The sequence below is a fragment of the Cupriavidus ulmosensis genome (assembly GCF_977008105.1).
On record NZ_CDRMWP010000001.1, the window covers coordinates 4239935 to 4264567 of the forward strand.

Sequence of the window (24633 nt, forward strand, 5' to 3'; positions counted from 1 at the left end):
TCGAAGAAGGAGGTCGCTGCCAGCGCGTAGCTTCGCTTCGCGGCAGTCCGCAAGCTGGTTGCGAGCCTACCAAATTCCGCATGAGGCCGGGCAGCGCCCGCTTGCTAACCTCTGCTCAATGACCGTCTCCGAGGAACAACGGCACCTGAACGTCCAAATTTCGTTGCGGCCGGATGACCGCTCCTGGCCGTTCAGAGTCCTCCGCTGCTGCCCAAAAAGGCAACATTGCAGGAAGTGCCTAAGAAAGTTTGATGGACACCGCCGTGCTTGCAGCGACCGGAGTTTGCCGCGGCTGAAGTGGCCACGCTAAAGCCGGGATGCATCCTCGACGGTAAGATGCGCGCGCTCGATGAGATCAGACGTAGCGACTTTGATCTGGTCCATTCGCGAGTGCGCCGGCGCGGCCCGCCATGCCGTGAGGAAGAGCGCGCCGTGTACTGCATTTTCGATTTGCTCGTGCTCGGGAATCGCGATATACGAAGCGAGCCACCGGTACCTTGCTCTATCGCGGATTCCGTGAGACCGACGTTGTTACATGATCAAACCGAAAGGATGTGTAAGTTCGCCGTACTTATACGTAGCCGCAATCGTACTTCTCAACCTGAGGAAAGCCTATACTCATTGCATAGATCGCGTCACGATTTAAAGGGTTGCATTTTGGACCAAGCCAAATTTCTGGGGCCACAACTGTAGTCGATGGTTTTTCATCGGAGTGTGAAGGCACAAACTTTGTCTCCACGTATGGTACAAGCAGCGACCCTGAAACCCGGACTGACGCTTCACCGAGTTTAACAGAACGAATTGCACGGACCTCCTGTTCCTCTGCGAATGCAGGATTCTTCAGTGCAATGAGATCTTCAATCAACGGGCATATTAAATTGCCGTTTTCTCTCACCCAATCTGCAAAATCATTTTCTGCTATATTGAATTCGCGAGCAGTCGATATTTTATCGACTAAAACTTTATGTTTTTCGTTCAGTGTGGCAGCGTAGTCTTCGTGTGACTCATAATGGCACGGCTTGAGTTCGATCGACGAAAATTTCAACATCGCTTCGCTGAACCCCAGGGCGATTCCAGTGCCATCGCTAGCGTAAGCGCGCCATTGACTCAAAATCCTAGGAGACTTCGAGAGACTCAGTACGCAGTGATGAGTGAAGCGGCCATGCCAGAAAAAAGCCGAATCAACGGCTTTTCGCGAGCGGTCATCTAATCCGTTGAGGAATAGTTTATATCCCTGAAAAAGCTCGTACTTGTCATTGAGGAACCGATAGTCGGTCATCCAGAATGATCGGGACTGAAGAATCGCGAATGCTCCCGCGACGTTAGTGTAATGATAAAAAAGCCCGTTCATATATGTTAGATTTTACAGCGCATAATTTATAAGAAAGGATGACGCCTGTCATCTCAATCGGACGATCAGCCTGGAAAGGCGGCTAAACGTGACCGTCACTTAACGTAATTATATCGACACCAGAAGAGGCGTTCTTTACATGAGGCTGACGTTGGCCAGCGCGGTCCCGGCGCTCGCGGACATTGTTTCCGGATTGCATGCAATCTAGGCCAGTATTGACGAGTGGCGGCTTCTGGCCGATCTCGGTCTGATGCTCCCGATCCGGGCGACCTACCCCGGAAATCGGCGATGAACCAAAAAAAGGGCTGCCGAAGCTGGCCCAAAGACTTCCTTAGTATTCGGCAGGAAGTAGTACAGCTGTGGTGGATCGATCCGCTTCCGTGATGATCCACACCATTTCCATGGGGGAAACCCGATACCGGGATAGGATCATCCCCCCATTCCTAACGGCGGCCTCGTTAGCTGCGGCGTCGGGGATGGGCAGGATGCCCCAGTCGCCGGAGCGGTGTCGATCTAGAAGCCGGGCCAGCGGCATTTTCTGGACGCGAAGGATATGTAGAGCGCGAGGTGTAGCCACGATTTGCCCGAGTGGAAACAGCCACTGGTCGTCGGATGATGACATGGATCGGTTGTCTAACTATGGTTGATTGTGGATGGCGCGGCTTGGTCAGCGTGTGACAAGTTCTGCAACGTGTGCTGATGCCCGTCGCAGGTTGTCGGAAGCGAGATGCGCATAACGCTGCGTGGTGCGGCTGCTGGCATGGCCTAGGAGGTGCTGCACTTCGTACAGGCTGGCGCCATGGTTGATTGCCAATGACGCGAACGTGTGACGCAGGTCGTGGATACGGATGGTGTCGACCCCTGCTGCCGTTAGCGCGCGTCGAAACGCTTTCCTCGGGTTATTGAGCGGCTTACCCTCCTTCTCGCCAGGAAAGATGTATCCGGAAGTCGATCGGGGAAGCGCCAACAGCAGGTTCACAGCAGCGTCGTTGAGCATCACAAAACGCTGCTTCCCGCTCTTGGTCATGGGAAGGCGCCACAGCTTCGCTTCGAGATCTACGTCGCTCCACTTAGCGTCCAGTGCTTCTTGGCGTCTTACGCCGGTCAGCAGCATCAACTTGATGGCATGTGCTGCCGTCTGGTTGCGCTCCGAGTCCAGTGCAGCCCAAAGCCTTCGCGCTTCGTCAACGCTGAGGAAGCGTTGGGATTGATTGTTCTCCGTGTGCATGCGAATGCCTTTTGCAGGGTTGGCCTCCATGTAGCCCCACAGAATGGCAAGGTTGAAACAACGCTTAAGCAATGCTAGATGCCGGTTGGCGGTTGCCGGCGCTTTGCTCGTACGCAACTCATCGTGATACCGCTGGATCTCCTGTCGTGTGATGCTGGTCATGACCGCGTTGCCGAAGCGGGGAAAAAGGTGAATGCGAAATTTGGATTCATCATCCTTCGCGCTTCGCTTACTGGCCTTGGCATGCGGCAGGTAGTGACCGTGAACGAACTGACGGAACGTCATGCCGGCTGAGGTGTCCGTCTCCTGTGGATCGACGCCTTTGGACAACATGGCCTTGTGCTGCAGTGCCATCGTTCGAGCTTCTGCGACGTCGATAACACCGTAGTCACCCAACTTCATACTGCGCTTCCGACCTTGAAAGGTGTAACGCAGATAGAAGAATTTGCGGCCCTGCCGGTTCACCAGCAACTTCAGGCCAGAAACTTCAATGTCGGAATACTCGTCTTCCCGCGCCTTCGTGTCTGCCAGATGCGCCGGCAGCGCGTCGATCAAGCGACGTGAGAAGCGGAAGGCTTTACTCATTGGACCTCCGAAAGCAGCACGCGTTTGAGCTATCCCTGGGTCAGCTTGTAAGGCCGACCAGGGATAGTCATTAACGCAGTGGATTGTTGGTAGATTGGTGGTGTAGGAGGAAGCGAGCTGATTAGCCCTCCCCTTCCGGTTCATTTCCGGTCAGCTGGAAGAACCGGCAGGTTGATTGCCAGGCTTGTCGTTCGGCTTCGACTCGGGAGAGGCCACCGCAGAACTCGGCAATTGCAGCGCGCTCCTCGAAGAACTCCCTTTGGCTTCCGGTCAATCTGCGTACTTTCTCGCGCAGCGCGGGGTCGATCGGATCAATCATCGATCCTTCGTCCCAATACACAGCGGCAGCATGGCAGGAAGCAACTGAAGGGCCGGTGGAGCCTGTTCCCTGTATTAAATGGGCAAGCTAAGTCCATCATTGCTGTTCCTCTTGGTTGCTAAGCGCAGTTGCCGCCCTAATGACGTCAGGGTGAATCCCTTGAACCTTCGGCACGAAGATGCAGATCGAGACGAGATCAGTGAGGACCATGACAAGCTCGAAACACTCGCCGTGATCTTCGACCGCTTCGAAGCCGTGACGGTATCCGGGCTCGCCGTAACGCCGCTGGCCATCGCTGGATACCAGGAGAGGTCGAAAGCCTCGAATGGGGACCGGATCATAGGGATCGTCGCCAATGCCCCACACAATGAACCAGCCTAGCTCGTCTGCGCTCCAGTCTTGCCCGTACTCCTTGAACAATTCCTGAAAGCGGTATTCGATGCGTCGCCGGATCGCTGCATGGGGAATTTGCGCTATCGCTTCAGGCTGTCTGACGATTAGCATGAGTGGTGTCCTTACGGGTCGATTCGTTTTCGCTCGCTGCAGCGGCTTCGATGGGCTTGCCATCCATGCGAACACGGATGGGCTTCCCTTTCTGGCTCAGTTGCTTCTTGAGCCAGTTGTCAATATCACCGGTGGCATGCAGCCTCAGGCCATGTACCCCATCCTTCTTCAGCAAGCCTTCGCTAAGCAGGGCAGCAGCCAGGAACGGTGCGTTGTTACTGGACTGGCCGGAAAAGGCTGGTCGAAAGACTTTGCTGGTAACGCCGGACAACGTAGCGGCAGCCTCATCAAGAATGGTGGCGATCTTCTCCGCATCGACCCACTCGCGGCTGAAGTAACCTTTGCTACCGCTGTCCTGCAGAGAAAGATAGATGTGCTTCTTGTCCGGGGTGCTCGCAATCTGATAGGTGATATCGCCGGCAGCGCCAACACTGAGTTTATTGCAGGTGGCTTGCTTCAGCAGCACGAGTTCGACGACAGGAATGGCGCTGGTTTGATTAGCTTTCATTTGTGAGGCTCAAAATAAAAAGGCCCTGCGCGATTGCAGGGCCTCAGTGTTGAGAGGGGCGTCAGCTGGTACTACAGAAGCTTAGTAGCGATGCCGAGGCTCGTTTGAATCTTGTCGTGGATAGATACGTCAGCACTCATGAGGGTGTCTTTATGACACACAATTTCATGTGCAAGCGTGAGCGCGAATATGATCGTATTCACAAGGTACACTCCATGAATTTATGGCGGATTGCCATAAAAATAATATATTCGTGAATGGAGTGCCGATTCGGTGCTCTCTTATAGTTCATCGCCGTCATTTCATACCGGAGCCAGAAGGGCTAGAGCATGAACGTTCCGCGATGGGTCGGTTTGGGGCGATCGTGGATCTTCGGGCAGCGGCACGTGGAGTACGGCCATGACTCGCCGCTCGCGAGTGTCTGCATGTGTACGTGCTTGCCTCGTGTCCCCAGCATCAAGCGACGTCCGAGGGCGCCACGTTGCTCGCCCAGCAATCGCGAGCGCATGAGATCATAAGTGTCAGCGTCACAATTACCGTCATGAAATCGATCATCTTGAATCCCGCCGAAAGCTTGCGCAGCCCTGACACCGTGGCAGAACCAGACGCGCGCACGACGATGCTCGCCGGGGAAGCTCTGCCGTCCTCACCACCGTGATATCGAGGCAATTCAGCTCACCGTCGGCGTGCCGGAGGCCGTAGCCATTCAGTTTGAAACGGCTCGTAACCTATACCTCTATGCATGGTACGTGTACCGCTTCTTTCCAGTGGCTCAGAGCCAGGCGTTATTCGCACTGGAGTTTGGGCTCAGAGTGCGATTTCCCGATAGACTGCCTGAGCGATATCAGCATCCAAGGCATCCGCAACCGATGCTCGCCGGTCTGCTAGGCTATGCGATAGATCAGGGGCTCATCCGAAACGACGGCTTCCGTCGCTGGCATCGGGCCACAGAAGATCATGCGCGGCGGCGTCGATCAATGGAAGTCCTCCAAACCATGATCGATCAGCAACTCGAAAGCATGGAGATCGACGAGGACGAACCCGTCAAGATCACTCCAGAAGATCAGAGTTGGGATCTCGTGCAGATCCTTCGAAGGAGCCTTCCCGGTTTGCGGAACGAGTTGGCCCATGGCTCGTCGATTCTGACGAATCAAGCGCTGGAAACCATTGAACTGGTCGCGGAGATCCTGTCCCAGATCTACGCGCCGGACTTTGGCGGAACGGTTTCTGAGACCACCGAGCGCCAGCAGTCGGTCTGACCGGTGCGACGTCCGTACAGCAGCGGCACAACATCGCCATTTTCCGTTGGGCCCAACTGCGCGATAATGCCGGTGGTTTCCGTGCCGCTGGATCCAGCTTCGATCGCAGCAGCGCGTATCGCTAGGGTTTCGGATATTTGCTGCGCCACGGCCTTCACCAGCACAACAAAGGGGCGGCTCCGCATAGCCGCTGAAGCGACAACATACCAAAATCGGCCATGGACAAAATTGTCTCGGTTCGAGGGCAGTGCCAAAGAGAGACTATGAGCACCCAGATGGGGATCGGATTTAAACAAAAACGCAATCTCGACGCGGCCAAGGCAAGAAAGAACGATGAATTCTACACGCAGTGGGCAGACATCGAGCGTGAGATGAACGCCTACCTTGAATACGATCCGAACGTATTCCGGGGCAAGACGATCTTGCTCCCGTGCGACGATCCAGAATGGTCCAACTTCGCCAAGTTCTTTGCGCTGCACTTTGTCGACTTCGGCCTGAAGAAGCTCATCTCCACCTCCTACGCGCCCAACAGCAACCCAGCTGGTGAGTACTACCAGCCGAGCTTGTTCGAGACCGGCGACCCCAAGTTCGACGAGACCAAGACGCGGGCCAACGGTAAGAAATTCGTTCTGGAGCCCAAGGACATCAGCGGTGACGGTGCCATCAACATCGAAGATCTCCAATGGGATTACTTGGAGGGTGATGGAGACTTCCGCAGTCCTGAGGTAACCGCGCTCCGCGACGAGTCCGACATGATCATCACGAACCCACCATTCAGCTTGTTCCGGGAGTTTCTCGGCTGGGTAGTCGAGGCTGGCAAAGAGTTCTCGATGATCGGTAATAGCAACGCCGTGACCTACGTGGATACGTTCCCGCTCATCCAAGCGAACCGCCTTTGGAAGGGCGCGACCGCGAATCACACGGACATGGTATTCGGCGTTCCCAAGGGCGTTGAGATCAAGGAATCTGACCGTCTCAAGGCCGAGAGGCTTGGCTACCCTTCGGACGATGAACGTGACTACACGCGTCTTGGCAACTCCTGCTGGTTCACGAACATCGACCACGGCCGGCGTCACGAGCCTTTACAGATGATGACCGAGGCCGACAACATCAAGTTCAGCAGGCACAAGGATGTGAAGGGAATCGGCTACCGCCGCTATTACAACTACGATGCCATCGAGGTGCCTTATGTGGATGCTATCCCCGATGACTTCAACGGCATCATGGGTGTCCCCATCACCTTTCTAGACAAGTACAACCCAGACCAGTTCGAGATCATCGGCAGTTCCGAGGACATGGAGCAAATGGGTGAATTGGGCGTTACGCCGCTTGGAGACGAATTCGTGAAGATCTACAAGAAGATGGGCGGTACCGGGAGTGTCAGCTCCGGTCACCGGAAACTCGGATTGACCAAGCCGCGCTACTACGTTCCCTTCAAGCGCATCCTTATCCGTCGAAAGGACACCTTGTGAAGACCGACCTAAAGCAATACACCGTCGAAGACGTCGTTGCTGGATTTGTCTACAACGAGCTTGAGGCTAAGGGCCTTTATGGCCTGTCAGGCAAGCTCGTCATTCAGCCCGAGTATCAACGCAATTACATCTACAACGATGGCAAGAGGGATGTAGCTGTCATCGATTCTCTGCTGAAGAAATATCCGCTCGGCCTGATCTACTTCAACGTTGATGGCGATGTCCTTGAGATTCTCGACGGGCAACAACGGGTTACAAGCATTGGCCGGTTCATGACCGGCAAATTTGCGATCCGCGTTGATGGAAAGGAACAGACGTTCTCGTCTCTGCCGCCAGAGGATCAGGAGCTGCTCAAGAAGAGCGAGTTGCTGGTTTACGAGTGCCAAGGCACCGAGAAGGAAATTAAGGAGTGGTTTCAGACCATCAACATCTCGGGCGTCCCACTCAACAAGCAGGAGTTGTTGAACGCTATCTATTCTGGCCCGTTCATCACGAAGGCGAAGACCGAGTACAGCAACTCGAACAACGCCAACATGCAGAAGTGGCTGTCGTATATCAAAGGGGACCCGAAGCGTCAAGAGGTTCTCGAAGTAGCACTCGACTGGATTGCGTCCGCCCAAGACAAGAGCACCGACGCCTACCTCGCGCAGCACCGGCAGGATGGCAACATCGCTGAGCTAAAGGCCTACTTCACCTCGGTGATCGACTGGATCGGCAGTGTCTTTGTTCGCTCGCCCGACAAGGAGATGAAGGGTCTTGAATGGGGGCGACTCTACGAGCAATACCACTCGACTGCGTACAATGCAGCGGCCCTCGACGTCGAGGTCAATGCGCTTCGCGGCGACCCGGCCGTCCACAACGCCAAGGGGATTTATGAATACCTGCTCGGTGGCAAGTCAGATCCACAACTGCTAACAATCCGGCTATTCGACGACAAGATTAAGCGTGCCGCGTACGAACGGCAAACAAATGCCGCCGAGACAAGCGGCCTGTCCAACTGTCCGCTATGCGCGGTCGGTGGGAATAGCAACTCCAAGCGCACATACAAGCTGAACGAAATGGACGCCGACCATGTGACGGCGTGGGCGAACGGCGGAATGACGGATCTCGACAACTGCGAGATGCTGTGCCAGACCCATAACCGAGCGAAAGGGAACAAGTGAAGAACCCGCAGAACTCGAGCCGAACTAGGTTTGAATTGCTTTCCAAGGTGGACGAAGAGGGCTTTATCGCTCTGGCTTGCCTCGTAGTTTGATGGATGTGCGTAATATGGTGGGCTGGCCTGCTCGACGTAGGTAGGTCGCAGAAGGCTGAAAGCCGCGCTCTCCGCGTAAGCCGCGTGACAGGGGTGGGGTGCAGAATTCGTCGACGCGAATTGACCTGAACTGCGCGAGGACACCCAGGGTGTGGCGATTTGGGGTCGGTCGGCCAAGGGGTATTGCATGTGTGCCGACAGCGTCGTGGTGAGCCCCTATCGGCCGCCGTTGAGCGACGTTTGTGAGCAGCTTGGCTCGTCGCGTAGATATCGCTCAGTGGAGCGGCTAAGGGATAGTCCCGATGCTCCTGACGTGCGGATGCCCTGCGTTGGGCTGCCCCGGTCCAGAAATGGTCCAGAACGGATAGAGACCAGAAAATAAAAAAGCCCAAGACCTGATTAGATCTTGGGCTTTCTTGACGTTCTGGTGGCCTGGGACGGAATCGAACCGCCGACACAAGGATTTTCAATCCTCTGCTCTACCGACTGAGCTACCGGGCCAAAGAAGCGAAATAATAGCAGCGCTTTTTGACCCGGTCAAGCGCCGCCGGCAAAATTCCTCACTGCTCCGCGGGCTCGGGTTTGTTGCGGCCCAGCTCCACGCCGAGCTGCTTGAGCTTGCGGTAGAGGTGGGTACGCTCGAGGCCGGTTTTCTCGGCCACGCGCGTCATGCTGCCGTGTTCGCGCACCAGGTGGTATTCGAAGTAGGCGCGCTCGAACAGGTCGCGCGCCTCGCGCAGCGGCATGTCGAACGAGAAGTGCATCTCGGCTTCGGGCAGGCGCTGCGGGCTGCCGTTGGCGGTCTCGGCGGCGGCTTCGGCGGCGGCCGGCGCGGCGGCCTCGCCGTTGCCCGCGGCCGGCAGCGCGGCGCCGGTCGCGGCGGCGCCCGCGCGCGGGCGCTCGATGCCGCGCGCCAGACCCTGCTCGACTGCCGACAGCAGTTTTTGCAGGGCGATCGGTTTCTCGAGGAAATTGAGTGCGCCGATCTTGGTCGCTTCCACCGCGGTATCGATGGTGGCGTGCCCCGACATCATGATGACGGGCATGCAGAGCAGACCTTGCGCCGACCATTCCTTGAGCAGCGTGACGCCGTCGGTATCGGGCATCCAGATGTCAAGCAGCACCAGGTCGGGCGTATTGCCGGCACGGTACTCGCGCGCCTTCTGCGCGTTTTCTGCCACTTCGACCACATGGCCTTCGTCGCTGAGGATTTCCGAGAGCAGCTCCCGGATACCCATTTCGTCGTCGACTACGAGGATGGTTGCCATACTTCCCCTCTTGACCCCACCGCGGCTCACCGGGTTCGGGGCCGCTACATTGTGACTATGCCAGTTTAACGAACAGGATGGAGATCTGCGCCCCGATGAGCTCGGTGCCCTCCATGCGATTGCGCAGTTCGATGCGGGCGCCGTGTTCGTCAATGATCTTCTTCACCATCGCGAGCCCCAGGCCGGTCCCCTTGGCCTTGGTGGTCACGTAGGGTTCGAACGCGCGGCTGAGGATGCGCGGGGCGAAACCGGGACCGTTATCCGCAATGGTGAGCTTGACGGCCTGCCGGTCTTCGCCGGCAGAATCTTTGTATTCTACAGTCTCGGTGTGCAGAGCGATACGGGGCGCCGGACGGGCCGCCGCGACGTTGTCCGCGACCGCATCCTGCGCATTCTGCAGCAGGTTGTGGATCACCTGGCGCAACTGCGTCGGGTCGCCCTTGATCTCGGGCAGGCCCGCCGCCAGCGACGGATGAATCACGGCATGCTCGTGCACGCCGGCGTCGTCGATGCCGTACAGATGCAGCACCTCGGCCACCAGCGCGTTGAGCTGCAGTGACTGCAACATCGCCGGCGGCGTGCGCGCGTAGTCGCGGAAGTCGTCGACCATGCGCTTCATCGCCGCTACCTGGTTAACGATCGTAGTGGCCCCGCGCTTTAGCACATCCGCGTCCGGACCCTCCAATTTAGGCGAGAGCTTCATCTGCAGGCGCTCGGCCGAGAGCTGGATCGGCGTGAGCGGGTTCTTGATCTCGTGCGCGAGGCGCCGCGCCACTTCGCCCCACGCCACCGAGCGTTGAGCCGAAATCACATCGGAGATGTCGTCGAACACCACCACGTAGCCGGGCTCGTCGCGCTCGCTGCGCTCGCCGCTGCCGCCGCCGGGCAGGCGCGCGCCGCGCACCAGCAGCGTGAGGGCCTGCTCCTCGTCGCTCTGCGGCAGCTCGATCTGCTTCTGCCAGTGCTGCGAGCCACCCAGCATCTCGCTGGTGCTCTGCTCGGAAAAGGCCTGCCGCACGATGTCGCCGAAGGCGCCCAGCACCGGGATGGCCTCGATGGGCTGGCCCAGCGCGCCGCCGAACGGCTGGCGGAAGATGCGCTCGGCGCCGGGGTTGGCGGTGATGAGCACGAAGCGGCGGTCGAACACGAACACGCCGGCGGTGAGATTCTGCAGCACGCTTTCCAGGTAGGCGGTGGATTTCTCCAGCGCGCTGCGGTTCTGCTCCACCGCGATGCGCGCCTCGGACAGCTGGCGCGTCATCATGTTGAACTGCTGCGTGAGCATGCCGAGCTCGTCGCGGCTCTTGAGCTCGCGCTTGGGCGAGAGGTCGCCCTCGGCGACTTCCTTGGTTCCCTGCAGCAGCATCAGCAGCGGCCGCGCGAGCTGGCCGCCGAGCAGCAGCGCCAGCATCACGGCGATGAACACGGCGAGGAACAGCGTGAGCGTGAGCGTGCCGATGTACATCTTGCGCAGGCCGGTGCGGCCGAGCGCCTTTTCCTGGTACTCCTGGTACGCGCGCTGGACTTCGTCGGCATTGCGCGCGAGCGCCGCCGGCACCGGGTGCACGACCTGCAGGTAGCGCTCCTCGCGCACGCTTTCCCCGACCAGTCCGAAGCCGGACGAGGCGGCGTCCTCGGGGCGGCGCTCGATGGACAGGCCCGAGCCCGCCCAGCGGCTCACCGCGGCCGGCGGCGCCTTCGCCGCGGGCCGGCTGGCGGCGCCGGCGGCCTCGGCGCCGGGGGGATGCTGCGCGCTGTCCTGCGCGGCCGGCGCGGGGCCGAGCGGCACGATCACGCGCAGGCGGTACAGGTGGCTGACGTCGGTGCGCTCGGGCTGGCGGCCGTCGACGGCCGGGTCGGTGCCGCCTTCCACCGCCGCGTAGCCGCCGGCCAGCCGCGCCTGCTCGGCCAGCACGCCCGAGGGCAGGTCCGGCACCAGCGATGCGTAGTTGCTCGAGGCGGTGGCGATCACGCGCCCGCTGCCGGTGAAGATGGCGGCTTCCTGCACGCCGTACTGCTCGCGCAGGCGGTTGAGCTGCAGCGAGGTGGCCACGCTCGACGAACTGGTGAGCTGGTCGGCCATCAGGCGCGCCTTGCCCTGCAGGTCGGACAGCGCGCTGTCGATGGTGGAGCGGCCGAGGTTGAGGCCGGCCTCGAGCGCGGTCTCCACGCGCACGTCGAACCACGACTCGATGCTGCGCGAGACGAACTGCAGCGACACCAGGTAGATCAGCACGCCGGGCAGCACACCGACCACGCCGAAGAACACGGCGAGCTTGGTCATCAGGCGCGTGCCGAACTTGCCGCGCCGGTAGCGCAGCCACAGGGTCAGCGCCAGCGCCCCGATGATCAGCACCAGCAGCACGCCGATCACCAGGTTGATCTTGAACAGCAGCGTGAAGTAGCGGTCGAAGAATTCCGTGTTGGCCGAGGCGCCGGCCAGCAGCGCCACCAGCACCAGCGCGAGGAACACGATGATGCCCGCCACCACGCGGTAGAGCACGCGCCGGAAGCGGCTGTCCCACAGGCTGGTGCTGGCGATCATGGCTGGCTCGCGGCCGGCTGCACCAGAGTGGTGGGCGAGAGCACGGTGGACACGGTCTGCGCGAACGGCACCGCGCGGGTCTCGCCGGCCACCGGCGCGGACGCGGCCGAGGCGGGCGCTGGCGCGGGCGGCGGCACCGGGACCGGCACGACCGGCACGACCGGCACGACCGGTACCACCGGCGGCGCGGGTGGCGGCGATGGCGGGTACTCGGTCGGCACCGTGAAATTGAAGTGGCGCCACTCGGAGGCGAGGTTCCACTCGCGCGTGTTGACCGCGTTGATCTGGAACGGCTTGGGCAACTGCGTCAGGTCCAGGCGCATGCGCGCCTCGGCCTGGTAGGTCTCGCCGGCCTTGACCATGCCGCGGTCGAACACGCGCCAGCCGCGCACGCGCTGGATGAACTGCAGCGCGCCCTTCAGGCGCGTGAACGGCAGTTGCAGCCCGCCGGTGGACACGCGGTACTGGCGCGTGAGCGGATGGTAGGACAGCCGCACGCTGCGGCTGGCGTTGACGGGCTTTTCGTCGAACCAGTACCAGCGCGGGCGCGTGAGCTGGAAGTCGACCACGAAATAGAGCGAGATGCCTTTGTTGAGCGCATCCTCGAGCGGCGGCGGCAGGTCGAAGTCGAAGCTGGCCGCGAGGTCGAAGCCGCCGTCCTGGTACTCGATGCGGGCTTCCGTCACCTCGATGACGTCGGCGCGCGCGGTGCCCGGCAGCGCGGCCAGCGCCAGCAGCGCGGCCAGCGCGAACATGGCGGCGAGCCACCACGACGCGAGCCAGGCGCGCGCGCCGCGCGCACCATGCCGGGGACCGCCTGCCGCCAGGCATACGCACGCATTGTCGTCAGGGACGCGAAGGACGAACAAGCGAAGCGGATTCGGCATTGGCAGCGGTCGGGAGCGGTCAGGGTCGTTTCTGGAAGCGCGCGTAGAAGAAGCCATCGTGATCGGAGGGCAGATTGTCCCGGCCGGCACTCCCGCCGCCGGCCGCCTGCGCGCCATGCTCTCTACTGCCCGGCAGCATCTGGCCGGGCGCCTGCAATCGTATCGCATCTGGTAGCTGTGCACCAAACCAGCGCGCCTGCTCCTCGCCCTCCGTTGGGAAAATAGAACAGGTGACGTAGACCAGGATGCCGCCCGGCTTGAGCAGGTTCCAGAGCTGCGAAACGATGCGCCGCTGCTCCGTCACCAGGCGCGCGATGTCCACCTCGCGGCGCAGCCAGCGGATGTCCGGATGGCGGCGCACGATGCCCGAGGCCGAGCATGGCACGTCGGCCAGGATGCGGTCGAACGGCTGGCCGTCCCACCAGTCCTGCGGGCGGCTCGCGTCGCCCACCACCACCTTGGCCTGCTGGCCCAGGCGCGCGAGGTTCTCGTCGATGCGCGCGGCGCGCTGGGCATCGCTCTCGAGCGCGGTCACGTCGACGCGCGCCAGCTCCAGGATGTGGCCGGTCTTGCCGCCGGGCGCGGCGCACGCGTCGAGCACGCGCTGGCCGTCAGCCAGCTCCAGCAGCGGCGCGGCCAGCTGCGCGCCGGCGTCCTGTACCGAGACGTCGCCCTGGGCAAACCCGGGAATCTGCGACACCGGGAACGCGCGCACCAGCCGCACCGCCTGCGTGCCGATGGCCGTGCCCGCCATGCCGGCATTGGCCACGCGCGTGAGGTAGTCGGGCACCGGGACGCGCGCGGTGTTGACGCGCAGGGTCATCGGCGGGCGCACGTTGGCGCTTTCGGCCAGCGCGGCCCACTCGCCGGGATAGGCGTCGCGCAGCATCTTCAGCCACCACGCGGGCAGGTTCCAGCGCGCCTCGTCGTCGCGGCGCACGTCTTCGAGCAGCGCGCGGCGCTCGCGCAGGAAACGGCGCAGCACCGCATTGACCAGCCCGCGCGCGTGCGCGGTCTTCGGCTCGGACGCGGCGGCGCTGACGGCCTGGTCCACCACCGTGAACTCGGTATAGCCGCCCTCGCCCTGCTCGTCCTCGACAAGCAGCGCCAGCGCCACCGCCAGCAGCGAATCCACCTGCGCGCCGGGCGGGCGCGTCACCAGCTTCGTGACCAGCGCGCGCGCCGTGCCGAACTGGCGCATGGTGCGGTAGGCCAGGTCCTGCAGCGCGCCGCGCGTGGCGGCGTCGCGCACGCGGTCGAGGCGGAACTGCGCGGCGGCGTTGTCGATGGCCAGCGGCAGCGCGCTGCCTTCGTTGACGCCGCGCACGGCAGTCGCGGCGGCGAGCATCTGGAAGGCGAGGGATTCGTGTGGCAGGCGCATGACAGTGGGCAGTGAAGCGGTAAGGCGATGGCGCGGTGACGCGGTGGCGCGAAAAAAAGCAGGCAGCCGCGCCGCGGGCGCTGGCAGCGGGCCAGCCAGGCCGGGCGGGGCCGGAAACGAACTGCCCGCCGTTTCCAGGGGAAGCACGGCGGGCAGTTTACCTTGTATGGCCGCGGCCGGCTTTTTTGCCGGCTGCCGGGTCAGATCGCCATCGGACGGAGCGGATGGATCGGATGGCTCCGATGCATCGCGCCGCTTCAAGCCGAATCAGGCCGCTTCAAGTCGGATAGGTGCCGGTCTGCGCCATCTGCATCAGCCGCGCGATGCGTTCCTCGGTGGCCGGATGGGTCGAGAACAGGTTGGCGATGCCGCCGCCCGAGAGCGGGTTCATGATCATCATCTGCGCCGTGGCGGGATGTTCCTCCGCGGTCTGGAACGGGATGCCCTGCGCGTAGCGGTGGATCTTGTCGAGCGCCATCGCCAGCGCCTGCGGGTCGCCGCTGATGGTGGCGCCGCCGCGGTCGGCCTCGAATTCGCGCGCGCGCGAGATCGCCATCTGGATCAGCGAGGCCGCCAGCGGCGCCAGGATCGCCACGGCGATGCTGGCGATCGGGTTGGCGCGGTTGCCGTTCTCGTCGCGCCCGCCGAAGAACATGGCGAAGTTGGCCAGCGCGGCGATGGCGCCGGCCATCGTGGCGGCGATGGTCGAGATCAGGATGTCGCGGTGCTGCACGTGGGCCAGCTCGTGCGCCATCACGCCGCGCAGCTCGCGCTCGGACAGCACGCGCAGGATGCCGGTGGTGGCCGCCACCGCGGCATGTTCCGGATTGCGGCCGGTGGCGAACGCGTTGGGCGCGTCCTCGTTGATCAGGTACACGCGCGGCATCGGCAGCTGGGCGCGCTGCGCCAGCTCCTGCACCATGCGGTAGAACTGCGGCGCGGTGCTGGCGTCGACCTCCTGCGCGTTGTACATGCGCAGGACCATCTTGTCCGAGAACCAGTACGAGAAGAAATTCATGCCCAGCGCCATGACCAGCGCGAACATCATGCCGCTGCGGCCACCGATCATGCCGCCGATGACGATGAACAGCGCCGTGATGGCGGCCATCAGCATGAAGGTCTTGACCCAGTTGAACATTGCCTTGGCTCCGAAGAAGTCAGTTCCGCAAGCGGTTCCGCGGCACGGTGCGGAAGGCCGGGCCGGCCATGTCCGGCAAACCCGGCATGGTGATCTTTAGATAGTATCCCGCGGCCGGAATTCAACCGTCCGCTGCCTGTTTTTCAGGCAGCGGGGCCAGCGCAGCATCGGCGCCGGGCGCGCGCCCGGCCCGGTGAAGGCGACGCCGGCGAAGCGGTCCAGCCAGCACTTCAGGCGCGGCGCCGAGACCACGCCGGCCACTCTGCGCGGCGCCCGACGATGCAGGCGGTATCCGGGTCCGGCGTCACATCGGGCAGGAACACCGCGCCGACGCATCGTGGCCTCCTGGCGGGAACGGAAACGACGGAGCGCGCGAAACGACGGCGCGGCATGGACGGCATCGGCGGCATCATGCGCCGGCTTCGGGCAAGGCGCAGCGCGTGCCCGGCGGCAGCGGCATGCCCTGCAGGAACGCCTGGGCCGGCAGGCGGCGCCCGCCCGGCTTCTGCAGCTCGGTCACGCGCAGCGCGCCGTCGCCGCAGGCGATCACCACGCCGGCGGCATCGGCGGCCAGCACCGTGCCCGGCTCGTGGCCGGCATGATCGGTGGCGTGGCCCGGCAGCGCCTCGGCCTGCCAGCACTTGATGACGGTCGGGCCGACCTGCAGCGTGGCGCCCGGGAAGGGATTGAACGCGCGCACCTGCGCGGCCAGCGCGGTGGCCGCGCGGCGCAGGTCCAGCGGAGCTTCGTCCTTGCCGATTTTCTCGGCGTAGGTGACGCCCGCGGCCGGTTGCGGCGTGGCCGGCAGGCGCTCGCCCGCGGCCAGCCGGCGCAGCGCGTCCACCACCATGCGCCCGCCCAGCGCGGCCAGCGTATCGTGCAGCGTGGCGGTGGTGTCGCGCGGGCCGATGGGCACCGCTGCGCGGGTCAGCATGGCGCCGGTATCCAGGCCTTCGTCCATCTGCATCAGCGTGATGCCGGTCTCGGCGTCGCCGGCCTCGATGGCGCGGTGGATCGGCGCCGCGCCGCGCCAGCGCGGCAGCAGCGAGCCGTGGATGTTGAGGCAGCCCAGGCGCGGCAGCGCCAGCACCTCGGCCGGCAGGATCAGGCCGTAGGCGGCCACCACCATCACGTCCGGCGCGATCCGCGCGAGCGTGTCGACGGCGGCGCCGGCTTCTTCCGGGTACTTGCCGTGGCGGCGCAGGGAGCGCGGCTGCAGCACCGGCGCGAGACCCTGCTCCAGCGCGTACTGCTTGACCGGGCCGGCCTGCAGTTGCAGGCCGCGCCCGGCCGGGCGGTCCGGCTGGCTGAGCACGGCCACCACCGGGAAGCCGGCCTCGTGGATGGCGGCCAGCGCCACGCGGGCGAACTCGGGCGTGCCGGCGAAGGCGACGCGCAGCGCCGCGCACGGGCTGGCGGGTTGGGACACGTCTGTCATGGAGCGCTCCGGCGTAAAGCGGCGCCGGCCGCATCAGCGGCCGGCGGGGGAATCATGGGGAAGGCAATACGATAGCAGAGCGGCACGCGGTGCCGGCGCTGCATGCGAACTACATGCGCGCGCGCTCGCGCTTGTGCAGCTTGGACTTGATGCGCTGGATCTTGAGCGGCGACAGGTATTCCACGAACACCTTGCCCTTGAGGTGGTCCATCTCGTGCTGGATGCACACCGCCAGCAGCTCGTCCGCGTCCAGCTCGAAGGTCTCGCCCTTCTCGTTGAGCGCGCGCACGCGCACGCGGTCCGGGCGCTCCACGCGGTCGTAGACCTCGGGCACCGACAGGCAGCCCTCTTCCCACACCTTGCGGTTGTCGCTGGCCCAGACGATTTCCGGGTTGATGAACACGCGCAGCTCGTCGCGGGTCTCGGAGATGTCGATCACCACCACCTGCTCGTGCACGTTGACCTGGGTCGCGGCCAGGCCGATGCCGGGCGCTTCGTACATGGTCTCGGCCATGTCCTGCACCAGCTGGCGGATGCGGTCGTCCACCGCGGCAACCGGTTTTGCCACGATATGCAGGCGGGGATCGGGGTAGGTCAGGATGTCGAGTTTGGCCATGATGCTGGGGCGCAACGCCCACTGCTCACACATGTGGCCCGCGTTGCGGCGACGGGTGTTTACATGCAGAATCGGGGCGCAAGTACAAAAATTCAAGGCGCGCCGCAGCAGGCACGCTCTCCAGGGTCAATCCGGCTGTTCTGCCAGCCGGTTCGAGAAAATGCGCGATCTTACCAAAGAACACCAGGCGGCGCCCCGCCGCAGGCAGTACGCGTTTGCCCGTTGGATGTTGTGTGCGGCTGGCATCACTGCCGCCGCGGGCGCGGCGGCGCAGGCCACCGGGCGCGCGATCACTCCGGTCACGCCGGCCCAGCAGGCGCAGGCCCAGGCCACCGCGCAGCAGGGCATCCCCGCCGCCGACCTGGCCGCGGACGCGCCTCCCCAGTACGTGGTGCGCGGCGGCGACACGCTGTGGGGCATCTCCGGGCGCTTCCTGCGCCAGCCGTGGCGCTGGCCCGAGCTGTGGGGCATGAACCGGCAGCAGATCCGCAACCCGCACCTGATCTACCCGGGCCAGGTGCTGTACCTGATTCAGCGCGACGGCCGCGCCTGGCTCTCCACCACGCCCGCCGACGGCGACACGGTCCGCCTCACGCCCGCGGTGCGCGGCGAGGGCGGGCCCGACGGTGCCATCGCCAGCATTCCCGCCAAGGACATCGAGCCCTTCCTGATCCGCCCGCAGGTGGTGGACGAAGGCACGCTGGCCACCTCCGCGCGCATCATTGCCCTGCCCGAGCCACGCGTCTACCTCGGCATGGGCGACACCGCCTACGTGCGCGGCATCTCCCCGCCCGAGGCCGTGGTCGGCAGCGACTGGCAGGCCTTCAAGCCGGTCAAGCCGATCCGCGACCCGGCCAGCGGCCGCGTGCTGGCGTTCGAGGCCGAATACCAGGGCAACGTGCGCGTGTCGCGCCCGCCCGAAGGCTTCGAGGCCGTCACCACGGTGCAGGTCACGCAGGCGCAGCAGGAAATGGGCACCGGCACGCTGCTGATGCCCCAGCCCGCGCGCGAGCCGGTGCGCTACATCCCGCACGCGCCCGACATGCTGGTCGACGGCCGCATCGCGGCGGTCTACGGCGGCGTGCAGTTTGGCGGCGCCAAGCAGGTGATCGTGCTTAACCTCGGCGGCGCCGCGGGCCTGGAGCCCGGCCACGTGGTGGCGCTGTCGCGCGCCGGACAGGTGGTGCGCGACGCCACCGACGGCAACCGCAAGGTCCAGCTGCCCGACGAGCGCTACGGGCTGGCCTTCGTGTTCCGGGTGTTTCCGGGCGTGGCCTACGCCCTGGTCACCGATGCCTCGAACTCGATCGAGGTGGGCGACCGCATCACGTCCCCGCGTTGACGGCACGCACGGCAGCGGGCGCGGCCTCGACGGCGGCGGCCACCACGGCGGACGCCGCCGAGATCGCGGCCTGGCTGCGGCTCACGCGCGTCCCCGGCCTCGGCAAGGCCGCCGTGCGGCAGTTGCTGGCCGCGTTCGGGCTACCGCAGCAGCTGTTCGCGCTCGATGCCGCCACCCTGTCGCGGGTCGTGCCCGCCCGCCATGTCCGCGCGCTGCTGGCGCCGCCGGACGCCGCCACGCTGGCGCTGGCCGGGCGCACCGCGGCATGGGCGGCCGAACCCGGCAACCACGTGCTCACGCTGGCCGACGCGGCCTACCCGCGCGCGCTGCTCGATCTGGCCGACCCGCCCCCGCTGCTGTACGTCAAGGGCCGGCTCGACCTGCTGGCCCGCGCCGCCGTGGCGATGGTGGGCGCGCGCAACGCCACCGTGCAGGGCGCGGAGGACGCGCGGCGCTTCGCCGGCGCGCTGTCGCGGGCTGGGCTGGCGGTGGTGTCGGGCCTGGCGCTGGGCATCGACGGCGCCGCCCATGACGGCGCGCTGGCCGGCCCGGGCGGCACCGTGGCGGTGATCGGCACCGGCGTCGACGTGGTCTACCCCGCGCGCCACCGCGCGCTGGCGCACCGCATCGCTGGCGCCGGCGCCATCGTCAGCGAATTCCCGCTCGGCACCGCGCCGCGCAGCCAGCATTTCCCGCAGCGCAACCGCATCATCGCGGCGCTGGCGCGCGGCGTGCTGGTGGTGGAGGCGGCGGCGCGCTCGGGCTCGCTGATCACCGCGCGGCTGGCCGCCGAGCTCGGCCGCGAGGTCTACGCCATGCCCGGCTCGATCCACGCGCCGCTGTCCAAGGGCTGCCACCTGCTGATCCGGCAGGGCGCCAAGCTGGTGGAGACCGCGCAGGACGTGCTGGAGGAGCTCGGCATGGCTGCCCGCGGCGCGGCGCCGGCCGCCTCCACGCCGGCGCCGCGCCCCGCCGACCCGCTCGGCGCGGCGCTCACCCACGGCCCGGTCGCGTTCGACACCCTGTGCGCGCGCGCCGCGCTGCCGCCCGAGCAGGTGGCGGCCGCGCTGCTGGCGCTGGAACTGGAGGGGGCGGCGGAGCGCCTGCCCGGCAATGTCTACCGGCGGCTGGGCTGAGCGTGGCGCACGCTTTTTTCGCCGACCGCTACAATCAAGCGATTCCCGTGCCTGAAAAGGCTCATGTTTAGGCTGCCATGACCGTTTACTTTCCGGAGCACAATGCGGGCGAGCTCGCCCAGGCGCTGGCAGCGCGTGCGCAGGGCCGCCTGGTGGCCTGCCTGTGCGCTGCCTGGTGCGGCACCTGCCGGGACTACCTGGAGGCGCTGCAGGCGCTGGCGGCGCGTTTCCCGGACGACTGCTTCGTCTGGATCGACATCGAGACCCACGCCGACCGGCTGGGCGACCTCGACATCGAGAATTTCCCGACCGTGCTGGTGCAGCCGGCGGCCGGCGGCGCGCCGCAGTTCTACGGCACGCTGCTGCCGCACATCGAGGTGCTCGAGCGTATGCTGGCGCGTGGCGCGGCCATGACGCTGCCGGCGGGCGCCGAAATCCCGGACGTGCTGGCATGGCTGCGGGGCGGGGGCGGCACCGTTTGAAGGCGCCGGCGGCGGTGGCCGGCTTGCACCGCCGTCGGAACCGCGCTTATTATTGGCGCCTCAAAGCCCCCGGCTCGCTGTTTACATATAGTGCAGAGCCTTCAGTGGCAACAATTCGCAGGCTCGCCGACGAGCGGCCAGCAAGGACCGATCCATGTCAAAAGCCCTCATCATCGCGGAAAAGCCATCGGTTGCGGCCGATATAGCCCGTGCCCTCGGGGGCTTTACCAAGCATGACGAATACTTCGAGAGTGACGATTACGTGCTTTCGTCGGCCGTCGGCCACCTGGTGGAAATCGCCGCCCCGGACGAATACGAGGTCAAGCGCGGCAAGTGGAGCTTCGCCAACCTGCCGGTGATCCCGCCGCACTTCGACCTGCGCCCGATCGCCAAGACCGAGTCTCGGCTCAAGGTGCTCAACCGCCTGATCAAGCGCAAGGACGTCACCGCGCTGGTCAACGCCTGCGACGCGGGGCGCGAGGGCGAGCTGATCTTCCGCCTGATCCAGCAGCAGGCCAAGGCCCGCCAGCCGGTGCAGCGCCTGTGGCTGCAGTCGATGACGCCGCAGGCCATCCGCGACGGCTTCGCCCGCCTGCGCGACGACGCCGACATGCTGCCGCTGGCCGACGCCGCGCGCTGCCGTTCGGAGGCCGACTGGCTGGTCGGCATCAACGGCACGCGCGCCATGACCGCCTTCAACAGCAAGGGCGGTGGCTTCTTCCTGACCACCGTGGGCCGCGTGCAGACGCCGACGCTGTCGATCGTGGTGGAGCGCGAGGAGAAGATCAAGAAGTTCGTGCCGCGCGACTACTGGGAAGTGCGCGCCGAGTTCATCGCCGCCGCGGGCCTGTACGAAGGCCGCTGGTTCGATCCCAAGTTCAAGAAGAACGAGTTCGATCCCGAGGCGCGCGACTCGCGCCTGTGGAGCGAGGCCGAGGCCAAGAGCATCGTCGCGGCCTGCCGCGACAAGACCGGCACCGTCACCGAGGAATCCAAGCCCTCCACGCAGCAGTCGCCGGCGCTGTTCGACCTGACCACGCTGCAGCGCGAGGCCAACTCGCGCTTCGGCTTCTCGGCCAAGAATACGCTCGGCCTGGCGCAGGCGCTGTACGAGAAGCACAAGGTGCTGACCTATCCGCGTACCGACGCGCGCGCGCTGCCCGAGGACTACATGGACACGGTCAAGCAGACCATGGACATGCTCGCCGAGAGCTCGCCGAACTACCTGCCGCACGCCAAGAAGGTGCTGGCCAGCGGCTGGATCAAGCCCAACAAGAAGATCTTCGACAACAGCAAGATCAGCGACCACTTCGCCATCATCCCCACGCTGCAGGCGCCGAAGAACCTGTCGGAGCCCGAGCAGAAGCTGTACGACCTGGTGGTGCGCCGCTTCCTGGCGGTGTTCTTCCCGGCGGCCGAGTTCCTGGTCACGACGCGCGTGACCGAGGTCGCCGGCCATCACTTCAAGACCGAAGGCAAGGTGCTGGTCAACCCGGGCTGGCTGGTGGTCTACGGGCGCGAAGCCCAGGGCGCCGAGGCCAACCTGGTGGCGGTGGCCAAGGACGAGCGCGTCAAGGTCGACAAGGTCGACAGCGTCGGCCTGACCACCAAGCCGCCCGCGCGCTACAACGAAGCCACGCTGCTGTCCGCGATGGAAGGCGCCGGCAAGCTGGTGGACGACGACGCGCTGCGCGAGGCGATGGCCGGCAAGGGCCTGGGCACGCCGGCCACGCGCGCGGCCATCATCGAAGGCCTGCTGGCCGAAAAATACCTGGTGCGCGAAGGCCGCGAGCTGATCCCGACCGCCAAGGCCTTCCAGCTCATGACGCTGCTGCGCGGCCTGGGCGTGCAGGAACTCACGCAGGCCGAGCTGACCGGCGAGTGGGAGCACAAGCTGTCGCAGATCGAGCGCGGCGGCCTCAAGCGCGACGAGTTCATGCGCGAGATCGCGCAGATGACCCAGCAGATCGTCAAGCGCGCCAAGGAATACGACAGCGACACCATCCCGGGCGACTACGCCACGCTGCACACGCCGTGCCCGCAGTGCGGCAGCAAGGTCAAGGAGAACTACCGCCGCTTTGCCTGCACCGCGTGCGACTTCTCGATCAGCAAGATCCCGGGCGGGCGCCAGTTCGAGATCGACGAGGTGGAAGAGCTGCTGCTCAAGAAGGAGATCGGTCCGCTGCAGGGTTTCCGCAGCAAGATGGGCCGCCCGTTCGCCGCCATCCTCAAGCTGTCCAAGGACGACGAAGGCCACTACAAGATGGAGTTCGACTTTGGCCAGAACGACGACGACAACGACGGCGAGCCGATCGACTTCAGCGGCCAGGAATCGGTCGGCGCCTGTCCCAAGTGCGCCGGCGCGGTGTACGAGCACGGCATGAAGTACGTGTGCGAGAACGCCGTGGCCAGCCCGAAGACCTGCGACTTCACCACCGGCAAGATCATCCTGCAGCAGGAGATCTCGCGCGAGCAGATCGGCAAGCTGCTCGGCGCCGGCCGCACCGACCTGCTGACCGGCTTCAAGTCCTCGCGCACCGGGCGCAACTTCAAGGCCTTCCTGGTCAAGCAGCCGGACGGCAAGATCGGCTTCGAGTTCGAGGCGCGCGAGCCCAAGGCCGGGGCTAAGCCGGCCGCCAAGGGCGCCGCCGCGAAGAGCGCGGCCGCGCGCGCCGGCGACGACGAGGCGCAGGCCGCGGAGAAGACCGCCAAGCCGGCCGCCAAGGTGCCGGCCAAGAAGGCGCCCGCCGCCAAGAAGGCCGCCGCCAAGAAGGCCGCCGCCAAGGCGCCGGCGGCCAAGCGCGCCACCGGCAAGTCGCGCGCCGGCGACGAGGCTACGGCCGACGCCGAGGAGTAAGCGCGCCGGCGGCAGGCTGACCGGCGACAGGCGGACCAGGCGGCGCGGCGGCGCGCCGCCCGCCCGGGTCCGCCTTCACGCCGGTGTCAGTCCTGTTTCAGTCCTTGTCGTCAGCCCTAGCCCTGTTCCTTGCTGCGCTCGATGCCCTCCTCGAGGAGGAAATCGATGAACGCGCGCACCTTGGTCGGCAGGAACTTGCGGCTCGGGTAGACCACGCTGATGTCGCGCCGCGGCAACTGGTACTGCGGCAGGATGTGGGTCAGCCGCCCCGATTCGATATTGGGCCGCGCCAGGTACGACGACAGCATCGCCACGCCCATGTCGGCCAGCGCCGCCTGGTGCGCCAGCTCGGCGTTGCTGCACAGCAGGCCGGGCCGGATCGGCACCGTCACCTCGCCCTCCGGGCCCGACAGCGTCCACTCGTGCTCCACCGTGGGAATCCGCATCGCGATGCAGCGGTGGTTGGTCAGCTCGTGCGCGTGGCGCAGCGGCGGGTGCTGGCGCAGGTAGGCCGGCGACGCGCACAGGATGATCTCCGCCGACAGCATCGGCCGCGCCACCAGGTGCGAGCCCAGTCCCAGGTCCGACAGCACCACGCCCACGTCGCGGCCCTCTTCCACGATGTCGACGATGCGGTCCGAGAGCTGCACGTCGAACACCACCTCCGGGTACATGGTCTGGAAACGCATCATCGCCGCGGGCAGCAGATGCAGGCCGAACATCACCGGCGTCACCAGCCGCAGCGTGCCGGACAGCGACTGGCTGCGCGCCGTCACCACCGACTCGGCTTCTTCCACGTCCTCGAGGATCTGCTGGCAGCGCTGGAGATAGGTCTCGCCGGCATCGGTCAGCGACAGGCTGCGCGTGGTGCGGTTGAGCAGCCGCGTGCCCAGGTGGCTTTCCAGGTCGGCCACGTAGCGCGTCACCACCGCATTGGACATTTCCAGTTGCTGCGCTGCACGAGCAAAACTGCCCAGCTCGACCACTTTGGAAAAGACGCGCATCGATTGCAGCCGGTCCATGAGATAGTCTCCAGTCTTGCCCGCGAACTCTTACGGATAG

The 24633-nt window shown here is 64.8% G+C and carries 20 protein-coding genes and 1 tRNA gene; 7 read left to right on the forward strand and 14 right to left on the reverse strand.

The genetic code is table 11. The annotated features are described in order from the left end of the window. Positions 1 to 571: 571 nt before the first annotated feature. From ACWTPI_RS19570 to ACWTPI_RS19590, 5 genes are all read right to left on the reverse strand, one after another. Positions 572 to 1279, reverse strand: coding sequence for a DUF2971 domain-containing protein (locus ACWTPI_RS19570; RefSeq protein WP_454732389.1), 708 nt, complete (start codon positions 1277 to 1279; stop codon positions 572 to 574). 739 nt (positions 1280 to 2018) lie between these two features. Further along, on the reverse strand, positions 2019 to 3164 hold the full coding sequence (locus ACWTPI_RS19575) for a tyrosine-type recombinase/integrase (RefSeq protein ID WP_454732390.1): 1146 nt from the start codon (positions 3162 to 3164) through the stop codon (positions 2019 to 2021). A gap of 121 nt (positions 3165 to 3285) precedes the next feature. Beyond that, positions 3286 to 3483, reverse strand: a complete 198-nt coding sequence (locus ACWTPI_RS19580; RefSeq protein WP_454732391.1) for a hypothetical protein — start codon at positions 3481 to 3483, stop codon at positions 3286 to 3288. 96 nt (positions 3484 to 3579) lie between these two features. Beyond that, entirely contained in the window at positions 3580 to 3987 is a 408-nt protein-coding gene (locus tag ACWTPI_RS19585) for a hypothetical protein (RefSeq protein ID WP_454732392.1), read from the reverse strand. Then, on the reverse strand, positions 3965 to 4495 hold the full coding sequence (locus tag ACWTPI_RS19590; RefSeq protein ID WP_454732393.1) for a hypothetical protein: 531 nt from the start codon (positions 4493 to 4495) through the stop codon (positions 3965 to 3967). The genes ACWTPI_RS19585 and ACWTPI_RS19590 overlap by 23 nt, the downstream gene beginning before the upstream one ends. An 869-nt stretch (positions 4496 to 5364) precedes the next feature. Here ACWTPI_RS19590 and ACWTPI_RS19595 point away from each other — a divergent pair. The 3 genes from ACWTPI_RS19595 (at position 5365) to ACWTPI_RS19605 (ending at position 8389) form a co-directional block, all read left to right on the forward strand. Continuing rightward, complete coding sequence (locus ACWTPI_RS19595; protein WP_454732394.1) at positions 5365 to 5754, forward strand: hypothetical protein; 390 nt, start codon at positions 5365 to 5367, stop codon at positions 5752 to 5754. A gap of 263 nt (positions 5755 to 6017) precedes the next feature. Next, complete coding sequence (locus ACWTPI_RS19600) at positions 6018 to 7226, forward strand: adenine-specific methyltransferase EcoRI family protein (protein ID WP_454732395.1); 1209 nt, start codon at positions 6018 to 6020, stop codon at positions 7224 to 7226. Then, entirely contained in the window at positions 7223 to 8389 is a 1167-nt protein-coding gene (locus tag ACWTPI_RS19605; protein WP_454732396.1) for an HNH endonuclease family protein, read from the forward strand. Before ACWTPI_RS19600 ends, ACWTPI_RS19605 begins: the two co-directional genes overlap by 4 nt. A 517-nt stretch (positions 8390 to 8906) precedes the next feature. On the opposite strand, the gene ACWTPI_RS19610 is transcribed toward ACWTPI_RS19605, so the two are convergent. The 8 genes from ACWTPI_RS19610 to def form a co-directional block, all read right to left on the reverse strand. After that, positions 8907 to 8982: transfer RNA gene (locus tag ACWTPI_RS19610), tRNA-Phe, on the reverse strand. A 59-nt stretch (positions 8983 to 9041) separates the two neighbouring features. After that, complete coding sequence (locus ACWTPI_RS19615; RefSeq protein WP_059410940.1) at positions 9042 to 9749, reverse strand: response regulator; 708 nt, start codon at positions 9747 to 9749, stop codon at positions 9042 to 9044. A 55-nt stretch (positions 9750 to 9804) separates the two neighbouring features. Beyond that, on the reverse strand, positions 9805 to 12294 hold the full coding sequence (locus tag ACWTPI_RS19620) for a sensor histidine kinase (RefSeq protein WP_059410941.1): 2490 nt from the start codon (positions 12292 to 12294) through the stop codon (positions 9805 to 9807). Next, the gene (locus tag ACWTPI_RS19625) at positions 12291 to 13049 is read right to left on the reverse strand and encodes a DUF4390 domain-containing protein (protein ID WP_020206592.1); all 759 of its coding nucleotides are present in this window, start codon (positions 13047 to 13049) and stop codon (positions 12291 to 12293) included. The genes ACWTPI_RS19620 and ACWTPI_RS19625 overlap by 4 nt, the downstream gene beginning before the upstream one ends. Before the next feature lie 151 nt (positions 13050 to 13200). Further along, positions 13201 to 14562, reverse strand: coding sequence for a 16S rRNA (cytosine(967)-C(5))-methyltransferase RsmB (rsmB, locus tag ACWTPI_RS19630; protein ID WP_454732397.1), 1362 nt, complete (start codon positions 14560 to 14562; stop codon positions 13201 to 13203). A 277-nt stretch (positions 14563 to 14839) separates the two neighbouring features. Beyond that, entirely contained in the window at positions 14840 to 15700 is an 861-nt protein-coding gene (gene htpX, locus ACWTPI_RS19635; RefSeq protein ID WP_454732398.1) for a zinc metalloprotease HtpX, read from the reverse strand. 409 nt (positions 15701 to 16109) lie between these two features. Beyond that, entirely contained in the window at positions 16110 to 17138 is a 1029-nt protein-coding gene (fmt, locus tag ACWTPI_RS19640) for a methionyl-tRNA formyltransferase (RefSeq protein WP_454732399.1), read from the reverse strand. 109 nt (positions 17139 to 17247) lie between these two features. Beyond that, positions 17248 to 17754, reverse strand: coding sequence for a peptide deformylase (gene def / locus ACWTPI_RS19645; RefSeq protein WP_029044370.1), 507 nt, complete (start codon positions 17752 to 17754; stop codon positions 17248 to 17250). Between the two features lie 160 nt (positions 17755 to 17914). On the opposite strand from def, the gene ACWTPI_RS19650 reads away from it, so the two are divergent. From ACWTPI_RS19650 to ACWTPI_RS19665, 4 genes are all read left to right on the forward strand, one after another. Beyond that, on the forward strand, positions 17915 to 19096 hold the full coding sequence (locus ACWTPI_RS19650) for a LysM peptidoglycan-binding domain-containing protein (RefSeq protein WP_029044369.1): 1182 nt from the start codon (positions 17915 to 17917) through the stop codon (positions 19094 to 19096). Then, on the forward strand, positions 19093 to 20232 hold the full coding sequence (gene dprA / locus ACWTPI_RS19655) for a DNA-processing protein DprA (protein ID WP_059410945.1): 1140 nt from the start codon (positions 19093 to 19095) through the stop codon (positions 20230 to 20232). The genes ACWTPI_RS19650 and dprA overlap by 4 nt, the downstream gene beginning before the upstream one ends. 77 nt (positions 20233 to 20309) lie before the next feature. Further along, on the forward strand, positions 20310 to 20714 hold the full coding sequence (locus ACWTPI_RS19660; protein ID WP_020206584.1) for a thioredoxin family protein: 405 nt from the start codon (positions 20310 to 20312) through the stop codon (positions 20712 to 20714). A 154-nt stretch (positions 20715 to 20868) separates the two neighbouring features. Beyond that, entirely contained in the window at positions 20869 to 23571 is a 2703-nt protein-coding gene (locus ACWTPI_RS19665) for a DNA topoisomerase III (protein WP_454732400.1), read from the forward strand. A gap of 116 nt (positions 23572 to 23687) precedes the next feature. Here ACWTPI_RS19665 and ACWTPI_RS19670 read toward each other — a convergent pair whose 3' ends face one another. Beyond that, positions 23688 to 24593: a LysR family transcriptional regulator gene (locus ACWTPI_RS19670; protein ID WP_454732401.1), complete on the reverse strand. Its 906-nt coding sequence runs from the start codon at positions 24591 to 24593 to the stop codon at positions 23688 to 23690. Positions 24594 to 24633: the final 40 nt, after the last annotated feature.